The 12,244-nt window shown below is 46.9% G+C and carries 14 protein-coding genes; 7 read left to right on the forward strand and 7 right to left on the reverse strand.

The window, feature by feature from the left end:
* Positions 1–24: 24 nt before the first annotated feature.
* The 3 genes from QUB10_RS32475 to QUB10_RS32485 all read right to left on the reverse strand — a co-directional run bounded on the left by QUB10_RS32475 (position 25) and on the right by QUB10_RS32485 (position 2,285).
* Complete coding sequence (locus QUB10_RS32475; protein ID WP_333207237.1) at positions 25–183, reverse strand: hypothetical protein; 159 nt, start codon at positions 181–183, stop codon at positions 25–27.
* A gap of 375 nt (positions 184–558) precedes the next feature.
* The gene (locus QUB10_RS32480; RefSeq protein ID WP_333207238.1) at positions 559–1,923 is read right to left on the reverse strand and encodes a DUF4912 domain-containing protein; all 1,365 of its coding nucleotides are present in this window, start codon (positions 1,921–1,923) and stop codon (positions 559–561) included.
* A gap of 98 nt (positions 1,924–2,021) precedes the next feature.
* The gene (locus QUB10_RS32485) at positions 2,022–2,285 is read right to left on the reverse strand and encodes a hypothetical protein (protein ID WP_333207239.1); all 264 of its coding nucleotides are present in this window, start codon (positions 2,283–2,285) and stop codon (positions 2,022–2,024) included.
* Positions 2,286–2,488: 203 nt separating this feature from the next.
* Here QUB10_RS32485 and QUB10_RS32490 point away from each other — a divergent pair, with 203 nt between their 5' ends.
* Positions 2,489–2,611, forward strand: coding sequence for a hypothetical protein (locus tag QUB10_RS32490; RefSeq protein ID WP_333207240.1), 123 nt, complete (start codon positions 2,489–2,491; stop codon positions 2,609–2,611).
* 103 nt (positions 2,612–2,714) lie between these two features.
* Entirely contained in the window at positions 2,715–4,286 is a 1,572-nt protein-coding gene (gene cysS, locus QUB10_RS32495) for a cysteine--tRNA ligase (RefSeq protein ID WP_333207241.1), read from the forward strand.
* A 51-nt stretch (positions 4,287–4,337) separates the two neighbouring features.
* Here the strand turns inward: cysS and QUB10_RS32500 are convergent, their stop codons facing one another.
* Entirely contained in the window at positions 4,338–4,526 is a 189-nt protein-coding gene (locus tag QUB10_RS32500) for a DUF433 domain-containing protein (protein WP_333207242.1), read from the reverse strand.
* Between the two features lie 112 nt (positions 4,527–4,638).
* On the opposite strand from QUB10_RS32500, the gene QUB10_RS32505 reads away from it, so the two are divergent.
* Both QUB10_RS32505 and QUB10_RS32510 read left to right on the forward strand, forming a co-directional pair.
* Complete coding sequence (locus tag QUB10_RS32505; protein WP_333207243.1) at positions 4,639–4,866, forward strand: hypothetical protein; 228 nt, start codon at positions 4,639–4,641, stop codon at positions 4,864–4,866.
* On the forward strand, positions 4,863–5,147 hold the full coding sequence (locus QUB10_RS32510) for a type II toxin-antitoxin system mRNA interferase toxin, RelE/StbE family (RefSeq protein WP_333207244.1): 285 nt from the start codon (positions 4,863–4,865) through the stop codon (positions 5,145–5,147). The genes QUB10_RS32505 and QUB10_RS32510 overlap by 4 nt, the downstream gene beginning before the upstream one ends.
* 40 nt (positions 5,148–5,187) lie before the next feature.
* Here QUB10_RS32510 and QUB10_RS32515 read toward each other — a convergent pair whose 3' ends face one another.
* Together QUB10_RS32515 and QUB10_RS32520 are read right to left on the reverse strand one after the other, a co-directional pair.
* Positions 5,188–6,144, reverse strand: coding sequence for an alpha/beta fold hydrolase (locus QUB10_RS32515; protein ID WP_333207245.1), 957 nt, complete (start codon positions 6,142–6,144; stop codon positions 5,188–5,190).
* A gap of 17 nt (positions 6,145–6,161) precedes the next feature.
* Positions 6,162–6,485 (reverse strand): helix-turn-helix transcriptional regulator, encoded by a 324-nt coding sequence (locus QUB10_RS32520; RefSeq protein ID WP_333207246.1) that lies wholly within the window; start codon positions 6,483–6,485, stop codon positions 6,162–6,164.
* Positions 6,486–6,565: 80 nt separating this feature from the next.
* On the opposite strand from QUB10_RS32520, the gene QUB10_RS32525 reads away from it, so the two are divergent.
* A complete protein-coding gene (locus tag QUB10_RS32525; RefSeq protein WP_333207247.1) occupies positions 6,566–7,678 on the forward strand; it encodes an AI-2E family transporter in 1,113 nt (370 codons plus the stop codon).
* Between the two features lie 417 nt (positions 7,679–8,095).
* Here QUB10_RS32525 and QUB10_RS32530 read toward each other — a convergent pair whose 3' ends face one another.
* Positions 8,096–9,031 carry an OmpA family protein gene (locus QUB10_RS32530; RefSeq protein ID WP_333207248.1) on the reverse strand — a complete coding sequence of 312 codons (936 nt, stop codon included), beginning with the start codon at positions 9,029–9,031 and terminating at the stop codon, positions 8,096–8,098.
* Between the two features lie 239 nt (positions 9,032–9,270).
* Between QUB10_RS32530 and QUB10_RS32535 the strand changes: the two genes are divergently transcribed.
* Together QUB10_RS32535 and QUB10_RS32540 are read left to right on the forward strand one after the other, a co-directional pair.
* Positions 9,271–9,942: a hypothetical protein gene (locus tag QUB10_RS32535; RefSeq protein WP_333056017.1), complete on the forward strand. Its 672-nt coding sequence runs from the start codon at positions 9,271–9,273 to the stop codon at positions 9,940–9,942.
* 5 nt (positions 9,943–9,947) lie between these two features.
* The gene (locus QUB10_RS32540; RefSeq protein WP_333207249.1) at positions 9,948–12,023 is read left to right on the forward strand and encodes an abortive infection protein; all 2,076 of its coding nucleotides are present in this window, start codon (positions 9,948–9,950) and stop codon (positions 12,021–12,023) included.
* The last annotated feature ends 221 nt before the right edge of the window (positions 12,024–12,244 follow it).

Genomic DNA, 12,244 nt, shown 5'->3' on the forward strand with positions numbered 1-12,244 from the left:
ATTTTAAATCACCCTAACCTTCCTTCAGTCTTGTCTTATGGTACTCTGGCTGCTTAAAAACTGTCCGGAGTATTGGTCTAATATAGCAGTTGTCAACCGGATGAAACTCACATCTTGCACCATTGTCAAGGACAGGCAAGATGCCTGTTCCACAATGAAATTCATCTCTTGTGGAACAGGCATCTTGCCTGTTCCTAAACAAGTAATTGAGAATTGTGCAATATCTCAGATGAAACAAAGTAGGGACTTAGGCTGGGCATAAGTCCCTACAGATGCTCGCATACAATCTATATTTATCCCTACTTTTAAGCATTGGTATAACTTTTGTCGATCACCCGATCCGCGAGCTATTCTGGTCTAAAAAGTCAGTTTCTGAGTAAGTCCTAAACACAAAAAACACCGCTCCTCAAAACAGGAGAACGGTGTATAGGGGGTGTTATGGGTTGTTGTCTGGGATTAACCTTAACAAATCACGATCGACTGAGGCTATGCCTTGTGATGGTTCAAAAATTGGCACAAACCTGAATGATAGCCCGCAGATCGATCGACCGCGAGCGATTAGCCCAACCATTCCACAACAGCATCCTGCTTGGTATTGGTGCGGCGTTCTGGGGTTTCGCGGTTGAATTTTAAGTGGATGGCGCGGTTTTGTTCGCCGTCTGCTGCTACTGCAAAAATCGGATAGTCGATTAAGCCGTCTTGGAAGGACATTTGGAAGCGGAAAGTGCCGTCAGCATTGAGTTTAATCGGCTGTCCGCCTACGTAGACGGTAGCGTCGGGTTCGGTGGCGCCGTAAACGATCAGTTCGGCATCAGCAACTAACCAGAACTGGCGGGGGCGCATCGGGGCGGCGAAGCCAACTCCCGACATACCAACACCGGACATACCGAAACCGGACATCGTGAGGCCGGACATACCGACACCCGACATGGTGAGGCCGGACATACCGACACCCGACGCGGTGAGGCCGGACATACCGACACCCGACGCGGTGAGGCCGGACATGGTGGGAGCCGCCCACATTCCGACGCCGGAGGGGAACACGTAGGAACTGAGAGCTTGTTCGTGGATGCCGACTTGCTGGACGGAACCGGCGACGTGCTGCATGGAACCGAAAATAGAACCGGCTACGCGCAGGGATTCGGCAGATTCTGCCATGCCGAAGATTTGTTCGTAGATAGCGTTTTCGGTGCTGTAACCGAAGCCATTGGCTGCTTGTGCCATTTTCTTGGCCGGAGGAACCAGTTCGGCGAAGGTTTTGCCTTGCAACTCTTCTTCCCAATCGAGGGTGATGAATTGGTCTTCAATCCAGTCGCTGGGATAGACGGGAGGAACCCGGACTTCGGCTGATCGAGCTAATACCAGCCAGCGGCCGTCTGCACAGCGGTAGCCGATGTCGATCGCGTAGTCCCGATCGCTCACGGGGATTGGCACGTACCATTCCCGCGCCAATTCGTCGCAGGGATATTCTTGAATGCTGTGCGGGCTTTGAATGTCGAGGTTAACATCTGTAACGTCGTAGATCCGCAGGGCGAGTTGCTGTCCTCCTTGGCGACGCAATTCTTCTTTGCGATCGTTGGGAATGTCCCAGTAAGTGTAGGCCCATTCTGGGTCGCGGGGCATTAACACAACCCGGCTTTCGCCGTAGCCGTTGGGCAAATCTGCTAAACCTTCATCTACAGACGACAAAGAACCGCCTGTTCTATCTTCTTGACCGAGTTCAAACTTTGCTGCTTCCACTGCTTCTTGTGCCTCTAGTTTGCGAGATGGGCTGTAGGAAAATTTGGTGCGCTGAATTTCTTGAATTGATGCCAGGAGTTGCGATTTCCGCATCCGGCTGTAGCGAGAGACTCCACATTCGCTAGCAACTCTGCGGAGTTGTCGCAAAGTCATCTCTTCTAATGGTGGGCGTTCTTTTGCCATGAGTTGGTTCTCCACTAATTTAGGATGGCGGGTTAGATTTTTCCTTTCAACACAAATGTGTTGACTTTTTGAGTTAGAAACTCTTTTAAATCTACATATTATCGAGCTTCCAAATCTCTCCAACCTTTGAAGCCTTGCTTGTTTTTAGCTTGTCTTGTCCCCCATGCGATCGGGGGTTTTGACTTTTTGGCTTCTGCGCGCACCGTTCGATCTAAATAAAGCTTTATCTGTCGATTCTTGATTGACAAGATCGATTTTGTGAGTGCGATCGGTGCTGCTAGCAACGCTGTGCTTGCAGCACACGCGCTATTCGACTCCCAGGGCTGCTTAATCCAAGCATTTCTTTGGGATCGTTTTGTCATGACTCAATGTTGCAGACAACTTGCGATCGGGTCAAGGGGTCTTTTCCCTCAATCCTGGGTACTTATACGCATTTTCGTGATTTTGGGGATCACTTTGTCAGGGAATCTTGACAATTAAGCACTTGTGGGGATCGTCAGGGAAACAATTGTCAACATTCCCTGACATGAATTAGATGTGAGATTGAGTCGGCCAGGGCGGTACTATGGATAGAGGAGATTTAGTACAAAATTTGGTAGGCTGGCAGTTGGGCGATACTCTTGTGCGAGCTTCGCTAACGGGCGATCGCAACTACAAACCAACATTCCTCAACCCAAAAATGGTTTGACGCGCTACTGATACAGATAAGGTGGGCACTGCACACCCTACACATAGAGGTTCTGCGTAAATCTTGTAAAATCTAAAATCTAAAATCTAAAATCTAAAATCGAATGACTCTAACGCTTTACAACAGCTTGACCCGTCGCGAATCACCTTTTGATCCCCTCGAACCAGGAAAGGTGCGGATGTATTGCTGCGGCGTTACGGTGTACGATTACTGCCATGTCGGCCACGCCCGCGCTTACATTGTCTGGGACATGGTGCGGCGTTATCTGATGTGGCGGGGATACGATGTGCGCTACGTGCAGAATTTTACAGATATTGACGACAAAATTCTCGATCGCGCCCGCGAAACCAATTCCACAATGGAAGCCGTGGCAGAACGCTTCATCGATGAATATTTCGTAGATATGGACAAGCTGAATATTCTCAGGGCCGATGAATATCCCCGCGCCACCCATACAATCGACGGCATTAAACGGCTGATTCACGAATTAGAAAATAAAGGTTATGCCTATGCTTCCGGCGGCGACGTTTACTACAAGGTGAGGCAGTTTGCCGATTACGGAAAACTTTCCGGCCGCAAGTTGGAAGAAATGCAGGCCGGGGCTAGCGGTAGATTGGAAACTGCAGAAATAGAAGCTCAAAAAAAGCAAGATTCCTCTGATTTTGCCCTGTGGAAAAGCGCTAAACCGGGAGAACCTGCTTGGGATTCATCTTGGGGAAAAGGTCGCCCAGGATGGCACATCGAATGTTCGGCGATGGTGCGCGATTGCTTGGGCGAAACTATTGATATTCACTGCGGCGGTTCCGATTTAACTTTTCCGCACCACGAAAACGAAATTGCTCAATCTGAAGCCGCGACTGGCAAGTCACTGGCTAATTATTGGATGCACAATGCTTTTGTGACTGTCAATGGCAAAAAGATGTCCAAATCTTTGCACAATTTTATTACAATTCGCGATTTGTTGGAGGGGAATTGGTCGGGCGATTTGGAATCTAACCCCCCCCAGCCCCCCCTTGGTAAGGGGGGGAGTAAGAATGAAGACTCCCTTGGTAAGGGGGGGAGTAAGAAGGAAGGAAGCGAGAAGTCAAAAGCGGTGGAACCGATGGCGGTGAGGCTGTTTGTGTTGATGGCGCAGTACCGCAGTCAAATTGATTTTACCGAAGAGGCGATCGCTAATGCTCGAAATGGCTGGAATACCATCAATGAAGGTTTGCTGTTTGGCCTCCGATACGGTTCTCAACTGAATTGGGACGTTGAGAAAACTGGACAGGATGGCAAAGCTGTGCAGGAATTCCAATCAGCGATGGATAATGATTTCAATACTCCCGGCGCTGTGACGGTTTTGTTTGAATTGGCTAAGGAATTGGGCAAGGAAGGTAATGTTTTAGTGCATCAAGGCAAAACAGAAACTTCGCCGGAATTGTTGCAGCAAAAATGGGTGACTTTGGTGACTTTGGCGGGGGTTTTGGGTTTAGAAGTTCAGCCGGAAGGTGACAGCAATGATGCTGTTGATGGTTTGAGTGATGGGGAGATTGAGGTGATGATTCAGCAGCGGAAAGATGCCCGGAAAGCTAGGGATTTTGCTGAGGGCGATCGCATTCGCAACGAACTCAAGGACAAGGGAATTACTTTAATAGATCAAAAAGATGGTACAACAATTTGGCACCGCAGTTAAAACCAAATTCATAGTTGGAGGAGGCAGACTTCGCTTGACTCTTAAGCGATTTCAATCGCGGAATTCTAAACACGCTCTAATGTCTTCCTCCGTCAACTCTGGAAAGTCGTCCATAATCTGTGCATGAGACATTCCCGCAGCCAGCCAACCCAACACATCATAAACGGTAATTCGCATTCGCCTGATGCAAGGCTTTCCACTGCGTTTACCTGCTTCAATCGTAATGATGTTGTCGCCCATGACAAAACCGAGTTTAGTACATTTTTTTTAAGTGTAGCCTAGTCTTTGAATAAGCGATACAATTTACTCAACTTCGCAATTTGTTCAACCTTAGAGCTAATAGCCTAACTCTATGAATACCCTCGACCAAGTGCTAGAAACTGCTTTACAACTGTCCTACGAACAGCAGGAAATGCTGATAAAAATCCTGCAAAACCGTCACCGCGAGAGTGTCCGCGCGGAAATAGCTGCTGATGCTCAACAAACCTTAGCTGATTTCCGTACAGGCAAATTTCGACAGCAGTCAGCCGAGGATGTTATTGCAACATTACGCCAGTCTTTGGACGAGCCGGAAGCATGAGACAACTGGTTCTGACTCCCAAATTCAAACGAGCATTTCGCAAGTTGGTCAAACGAAATCCTGAGCTCCAGCAACGTATTGAAGAATCTCTTCAACAAATGGAAGCAGATGTATTTTTTCCCAACCTAGGTACCCACAAACTAGGCGGCAAACTCGACGGTCTTCAGTCCTGCTCTTGCGGCTATGATTGTCGTATCGTGTTCTCGATAGAAGAGGATACGGAAACAAATACTGAAGTCATTGTTTTACTCGACATAGGCACACATGATGAGGTCTATTAACTGTGTCAGTTATTATTAGACCGCAACTTCAGAAAGAGATTTAATTTTTATTTAACTTATCCACAAACTCGGCAACTGCCGCGACAAATTCTGCGGTTGATTCATAGGGTAAAACATTGCGCCCCGGCATTAATAAACCTTCCGCATTGGGAAAATAAGCTAAATATTGCGCTAATCTTTCATCCGGTTTCTCTTCCTTACCCGCTTGACTGATGCTGGAGGCTTTTTCTCCCATCACAATGAGTGCGGGTCGATCGAACTTTTGAATCGTGTTACTATAATCCTGGCGCCAAAACCCCGCTAAAAACGAGAAAACCGCGTGACGGCTGTCAGGATTGGCCGCCCCAGCCTGCAAAGCATCCAACCATTCGCTGTCAACTTGAGCAGCATCGCCAAACAGTTGTTTCACAGAAAAAGAACGCAAAAACTCACCGCGTCTGGCGTAGCGGTAAAAAGCATTTCCCAGGGGAGAATTTAACAAATTCCAGACAATCCTTTGCTGTCTTTCTGTCGAATGTTTGTTCATTACCGCCCAAGCTGGAGGCCCGGCGAGAACTAAGCCGCGAATTAAATTTGAGCCGCTTTCCTGCTGCATTTTTGCTAAAGCCAAGCCTACAGACAGTAAAGCACCTTGCACGAGGACGATCGCAGGTTTTTTGACTACAGTTTCCAAGAAATACTGCAACTGTGCGGCCCAATCGTCAGGATAGCAAGCCACAGCCGGCATTTCGCAATCGCCGCAGCCCAAAAGGTCGGGATTGTAAATCGGATTACTGTTCCCTGCTTTGTACCAACTCTCACAAAATCTATGCCAAAAGATTCTTGACAAACCAACTCCTATCGGATGAATTAATAACAAAGGGATGCTATCTTCTGTCGCAGTAGTTGGTTGATAAACATCGTAAGCACAGCGATAATTTTGCCATTCGTAAAACAGAGTTGGTGATTTTATAGACGACATGGTGGAAAAATCTTGGGTGGAATATTTTGGCTGCATATTAATGTTTTAATTGATCATATACTATGGGCTACCACAATGTGAGTTTTAGCTTGAACATTTGGTGGCGAGTGGGCAATACGAATCTCTACATTGCTGCCGAGTGCGTTGAGAAAACGAAATAGGCGTTCTGTAGAGAAGTCGGATAATTTACCGCGCATTAGTGCTAATATCTTGGGTCGATCGATTCCTAAGAGCTTTTCTGCTTCAGTCTGGCTTAGTTGGCGTTCGGAAATTAACTCACTGATTTGATGAGCTAGTTGTGCCTTAATCAATAATTCATCAGGATTGGGGATCCCTAAGTCAGCAAAGACATTTCCACTGCTTGAATGCACTTTCATAATCTTAATTGTAACTTATATCATATCGTTTATTATAAAATCAAGGGTGAGACGATCGCCAAAAATATAATTACTTAATCATGTCAGAACAGCGGATAACCATTTCTTTACCTAACTTGCTGCTAATTGTAGCATCGTCCTTGCTGCTAGTGCTGCTGTGGCAATTGCGGAGCCTGCTAGTAATTCTGATGATATCAGTTGTGCTGGCCGCATCGATCGTCCCGATCGTGAATTGGGCCCAAACGATGCGGGTTCCCCGCTGGCTGGCGGTGATTATGGTTTATTTAACTCTCATCGGCGGATTTAGCGGGACGGTAGTGTTAATCGGGCCCACGGTCATCGAACAAATAGAGTTACTGCTGCGGCAGTTACCCGTTTATGTCGAAAGCCTGGAAACCTTAGCAACTAATTTATTGAGTCGGCTAACCGACGATGCCCCTGCCTTAGTAGGTCAGTTGGTGGACACTCAATCGCTGACTAATTGGCTGATTCGATCGAGTCAACAACTGGTTTTGCGATCGTACAGTTTAACAAGAGGCATTCTAGGCGGTTTCTTCAGCCTAGTTTTAGCATTATTTATTTCAGGTTACATGGTTGCGGACAGCGACACATTAATCAAAAGTTTGGTGCAATTTTTCCCTAAACCTTGGGATACAAGATTAGCTGCACAAGCCGCGCCAATCGGTCAAAGAATGGGGAGTTATATTCGCGGGCGAGTGTTAGTTTCGGGCATTTTAGGGATATTTATTACCACTGGTTTGAGCATTTTGGGAATGCCGGAATTTGCTTTAGGCTTGGGTGCGATCGCAGGTGTTACCAACTTGATTCCGTTCATCGGCCCAGTGTTGGGAGCAGTACCAGCATTAATCGTAGCATTAGCTAAAGGTGGCTGGGTACTTTTGTGGGTATTACTGTTATTTGTAATCATCCAGAATTTAGAAACTTACGTCCTCGATCCTTTGCTGGTTGGCTCATCGGTTGGTGTGCATCCCTTATATCAATTGCTGTCTGTATTGGGAGGCGTTCAAGTATTAGGAATTATTGGAGCTGTAATTGTGCCACCTTGGTTTGCGGGAGTGGCAGCTTTGATTGAAAACTTGTATTTAAAACCGAAACTTAGGAGCGAACATCGAGAAGCAATAGATCAGGCTAAAAATAATTCTGACTTGCCACCTCTTACACCTTCGGCGTGACAGCAGGGGAGAAGAGGAGAAGGGGAGAAGTGGAGAAAAGGAGAAGGGGAGTAGGGAATTGAAACATACAATTTATATCGTTTCTGTTGGCATCGGAATAATAATTTTCGGAGTTCAGCGCTTACGTGACCGATCGCGGGGACACTCGTACTTGGGTATAATTCCGTAGTTGCCAGGTTTGATCTTAAATTCACAACAGCAATTTTAACATCCCAGAAGCCGTTCGATATCAAATCCGTTGGCATCGGAATTATTCATCTCTCTCTTCTCTTCCTCTGCGTCCTCTGTGTCCTCTGCGGTTAAATAATTCCGGTTCAACCGGATGTGATATGACTCCAATTATTCGATCGCTACCATTGACACTTCAACAGTATCTACAAGTCTGCCGACTAATGACTGATTACTGAACACTAAAAACTAAGGACTAATTGCCACTTCAATGCGGCGGTTGCGCTGCCGATTAGTATCCGAACTATTATCCACCGAAGGGCGACTTTCCCCATAGCCGATCGCCACCCAATGATACTTCTGACCGAGTACGCCCGACAAATACTGCACCACAGCCTGAGCCCGGGCAAACGACACATTGCGATTATCCGCCGCTTCCCCCGCGTCGTCAGTGTGGCCCGCAACCCGCACAGTTGCCCCCTCGTGATTGCTCAACTCCGCCACCAAATTGTCCAAAATCGCACTTGTTCCCGCGCGCAAAGAAATGCTGCCAGTATCAAACAAAACATCGCTAGGCAGAGTCACCATCAGCCCATCCCCCCCAAACACCGGATTATTGGCATTCTGTGGGGCAGTATTCACCGTTTCAGGGTTCAGACTGGGGCTGCTGCCGATCGCCGGTAAAGCAGGAACAGGACTTGCCGCCGTTTCCGGCCCCGCCAATTCCCGCGACATCAACTGCAAACGCTTTTCCAAAGTTTCCGTCGGGCGGCTGCTGCCCAACTGACTCTCCAAAGCCGCCGTGCGACCAATCAGCGCGTTGAGTTCGCCCTGCAACTGTCTCAAATCCGACTGCAATTTCTCTCTCTGGGCAGGACTGACTGTTGACTGGGGACTTGGTGTAGCGGTTGGTGGCGGGAGCGCCGGAATTGGCGTTGCTGGGGCGCGTTTCGGGCTGGAGGTCAAATTTTGAGTTACACGCAGCAATCTCTCTGCCAGCGGCATCTCCGTCGCGCCTGACGGAGAAATTTGAGCGATCGCCATCCCCAAAACCCACGCAAAACCGCTGCCCACCCCCAGCAGCAGCAGTCGAAAAATCAGCGACAGTATAAGCAAACCTTTTCCCCGCGACTTGGAGACGCGAGTGGGGGGGATTGAAGGTTTTTGGTTAAAGGATCGCGTCATATTTCATCCCTCTCGGTGTACAGACCACATTAATTTCGATACTATCTTACCTATCCGATTTGAGATTTGAGATTTGAGATTTGAGATTTGTCCTCCAATCTAAAATCTCAAAAAGAAACCCGGTTTATATAAATCTGTGGTTTGGTGGCACGCAACGGACTAGAAACCAGGTTTCTAGTCCGTTGCGTGCCAGCCTGAATCTGTTGGATAATTCAGTAAAACTTTTGGAAAAAAAACCGATGACTGACCCTTTAAATAGCCCTTATCCCGTTCCTTGGGAATGGATTAGTGCCACTCATGCTAAAGTGAGCTCCACTGCCGGCACAGGCCTCCGCTATTATCGCAGTCCATCCCTAGTATCAACTAACGGCCAATACGCAGCTTACAGTCGAATTGAGTTGCAAGTACAGCCGGAATTCTCCCGATGTCGGGTTAGCAGCGTCATGTTTGTGGAAAATCTCAAAACCGGGGAACTGCAAACAGTGGCGGCTGCTTCGCCCCTGGCCGAAAGTGGGATGTATGCTAGCGATGATACAGATATGTCCGGGACGATCGCCATTTTAGTGCCTGTTTCTTGGAATCAAGACGGTTCCCGCATTCTCGCCCGCGAATTTGAAGCACTTTTCAACTCTTCCGATATGTCCGACTACGGTGTCATTTGGGACAAAAATGATAATTACACTTATACCGTTGCTCCTGCTCGCAGTCTTTACACTCATGCTGTATTGTTGGGTTGGAGTCAAGTTTGTCCCGGAAAAGTTCTGTTCCGCGCAGGCAATTTGGGCGATCGATCTTGGCCTCTTTGTGCAGTTGATATGACAGGGCAAACGGTAGCAGTCACCGAGGACAAACCCTTAGTTTTCGGCAGTCAAGCCAGCACAGACTGGATCGAACCTAAAACTCGTTTTTAGACATTATGGCGGCATTTCCTTGGATCGGGCCAACCATTTTTTTACTGTCAGGTCAGTCTTTCAACCAATTCATTTTGGTACTTGGGCTGATTATTTTAACTGTTGTTTGTGGTTTAACAGCGTTTATTTTTATTCGCATTTTCCTCAATTGGTTGCAGGCAAAATTAGAGAGCAATCACCTATTTAGACGCTCGTTTACAAGAAACACTGGTCATTTAACCGCTAATATTTCACAACCTGAAAAAGTTTTTTTAGAACCCAGATTTGTAGAAAGTGACGGCAATTTAACTGCCACTATTTTTGGAGGCAAAAGCGATATTTCAACAGCGCTTGAGCCGGAGATAATCTGCGAAAATTCAGCATCAGTTGCCTATCTCTACAAGCCGATCGCTCTTTGGCACGGGCGCTTAATTTTGCCCTCAAACGAACAGCGCCAGCCCTACGGGACAATTTTTTTTGAAGTAATAAATGCCCCCAAAAAGTATAAAAGTTTTATTGGCAAAACAGCATTTTTGAAATGGAGTACAAATCGCGAAGTACAGTTTTTTGTCCACGCAGTCAGTCAAGATATAAACTTCACACAAGAAACTAAAAAAAGCCAAAAATCTGGCAATATCCATCCAGATAGATTGAACGGCTGGCGAAATGTAGGCCCTTTAGAAACTCTAGCAGGCAGCAGACTCGAAGACAGCGTGACTGTGATGCTGCGGAGGCCGGTGATTGCGATTCATTATAGCAGCAGCGATCGCCAGGAACTCACGATCGATCGCGAACCAGTACAAATTATCGGACGTTTCTGCGCCTTAGTCACAATTTTACAGCGAAAAGAAGCCGACAGCGACAAATTTATTGTCCGGCATTTCAACAAAACATCTCAACAATTTGACGGCGCAGCAGAAATTATTCGGATTCCACAAGTACAGCCAGACAAACATGGCGTAGCGAGGTCTACCAATCACCTAATCGAACAATCGCCATTAAATCCAGACGGCTGGTATATTTACGGCAAAAGAGACGAAGACAGTATATTTGTAGTGGAGGCAATCGAACCCCGCAAAATTGCCCAATTAATCCCAGATGAAACACATTTCGGACTAAAAAAATCTCTCGCTTATTTAAGCACCAAAAATTGGGAAAATACACCAGCCCAAAAAGGGCAAGCAAAAATAGTATTGTTAACCCCAAATGATGCTACAGAAAACGCTTCAATCTCTCCTTGGCAAGAAGGAGATATCGGGATAGTGATTCACAGTTTCGGGGGTATCGGCGGCAAAAAAGGCGAACGGCAACCCCTGGGAATTGTCACCGGACATTTTGCTTTTGGAGTAGCAAAAGTAGTGCGCGATCGCTTTACCAGCGAACTGCGTTTTGACATAGAATACAAACAAGTTTACGCCCACAATCCCGACGGAATTGTTGCTGGTTCCAGCAAATGGCAAAGCTACATGGGAGACTTGCAGCGCGGCTGGTTGGGCGATCGCCCGGTTTGCGATATCATCTGTAAATTAGACTGCGTGTGTTGCGACTACGATTTTGACGGCATCACCTTGTCACCTTTAACCGAATTAAACCAGCAACTAGATATCATGATGGCCCGCTACCGCAGCGGAGACGGCACCGGGGGAAGTTTAGTCACGCCAGCAACTTCTTGTGTCCAAGATTCAAGTCAGGCAATTTACGCCACAATTAAAAAAATCACTTCCGAAATAGAGTCAAATCCTCAGATTCAAGACTGGCTGAAAACACATCCCACCGACGCACAAACCCAAAGATTTCACCAATTAGTAGCTTTAGGAGAGAGTTTAGAAAAAGTATTAATGCCCCTCGGAATTGTTCGTCCAGATTGGCGGAAAAATTCGACATTGGCGGGGATTGATGCGGAACTGAAAAAAACCTTTTTTGCAGGTATAGCAACCATGATAAAAACTGCTATTAGTTACCGAACAATGCTGCCGAGGCGAACCCAAGATGAAATAGCCAAAGTTTTATTAAAACAAGGAGCTTTTTTGTGGATAATTCGCACAAATCAAGTCGGAGGATTTGACCCAGACATTAAGCCGATCGCACCAACAGGCTTTTGAATCAGCAATCAGTTTGTCGATGATTCGGCGATTGAAATCGCTACTAGAAAAACTAAGTCTGCCTCCGCAGACTAAGAGATTGATATCATGTCCGGTCAATTACCCTGATTCCTGTAGGGGCGGGTTCACCAACAATATTGGCTAAAAACCCACATTCCGCACCCCCAACTGGCACATACGCGGATTGAGGAAGTAAAAGTGAATCATCGGAGATAATAATG

Origin of the sequence: Microcoleus sp. B5-D4 (assembly GCF_036705145.1) — a bacterium.
GTDB lineage: Bacteria > Cyanobacteriota > Cyanobacteriia > Cyanobacteriales > Microcoleaceae > Microcoleus.

What these genes read in the sequence shown, in the direction of transcription:
- QUB10_RS32475 (WP_333207237.1), bottom strand. Translation starts at nt 183, where the DNA reads ATGCCTGTTCCACAAGAGATGAATTTCATTGTGGAACAGGCATCTTGC.
- QUB10_RS32480 (WP_333207238.1), bottom strand. Translation starts at nt 1,923, where the DNA reads ATGGCAAAAGAACGCCCACCATTAGAAGAGATGACTTTGCGACAACTC.
- QUB10_RS32485 (WP_333207239.1), bottom strand. Translation starts at nt 2,285, where the DNA reads ATGACAAAACGATCCCAAAGAAATGCTTGGATTAAGCAGCCCTGGGAG.
- QUB10_RS32490 (WP_333207240.1), top strand. Translation starts at nt 2,489, where the DNA reads ATGGATAGAGGAGATTTAGTACAAAATTTGGTAGGCTGGCAGTTGGGC.
- cysS (WP_333207241.1), top strand. Translation starts at nt 2,715, where the DNA reads ATGACTCTAACGCTTTACAACAGCTTGACCCGTCGCGAATCACCTTTT.
- QUB10_RS32500 (WP_333207242.1), bottom strand. Translation starts at nt 4,526, where the DNA reads ATGGGCGACAACATCATTACGATTGAAGCAGGTAAACGCAGTGGAAAG.
- QUB10_RS32505 (WP_333207243.1), top strand. Translation starts at nt 4,639, where the DNA reads ATGAATACCCTCGACCAAGTGCTAGAAACTGCTTTACAACTGTCCTAC.
- QUB10_RS32510 (WP_333207244.1), top strand. Translation starts at nt 4,863, where the DNA reads ATGAGACAACTGGTTCTGACTCCCAAATTCAAACGAGCATTTCGCAAG.
- QUB10_RS32515 (WP_333207245.1), bottom strand. Translation starts at nt 6,144, where the DNA reads ATGCAGCCAAAATATTCCACCCAAGATTTTTCCACCATGTCGTCTATA.
- QUB10_RS32520 (WP_333207246.1), bottom strand. Translation starts at nt 6,485, where the DNA reads ATGAAAGTGCATTCAAGCAGTGGAAATGTCTTTGCTGACTTAGGGATC.
- QUB10_RS32525 (WP_333207247.1), top strand. Translation starts at nt 6,566, where the DNA reads ATGTCAGAACAGCGGATAACCATTTCTTTACCTAACTTGCTGCTAATT.
- QUB10_RS32530 (WP_333207248.1), bottom strand. Translation starts at nt 9,031, where the DNA reads ATGACGCGATCCTTTAACCAAAAACCTTCAATCCCCCCCACTCGCGTC.
- QUB10_RS32535 (WP_333056017.1), top strand. Translation starts at nt 9,271, where the DNA reads ATGACTGACCCTTTAAATAGCCCTTATCCCGTTCCTTGGGAATGGATT.
- QUB10_RS32540 (WP_333207249.1), top strand. Translation starts at nt 9,948, where the DNA reads ATGGCGGCATTTCCTTGGATCGGGCCAACCATTTTTTTACTGTCAGGT.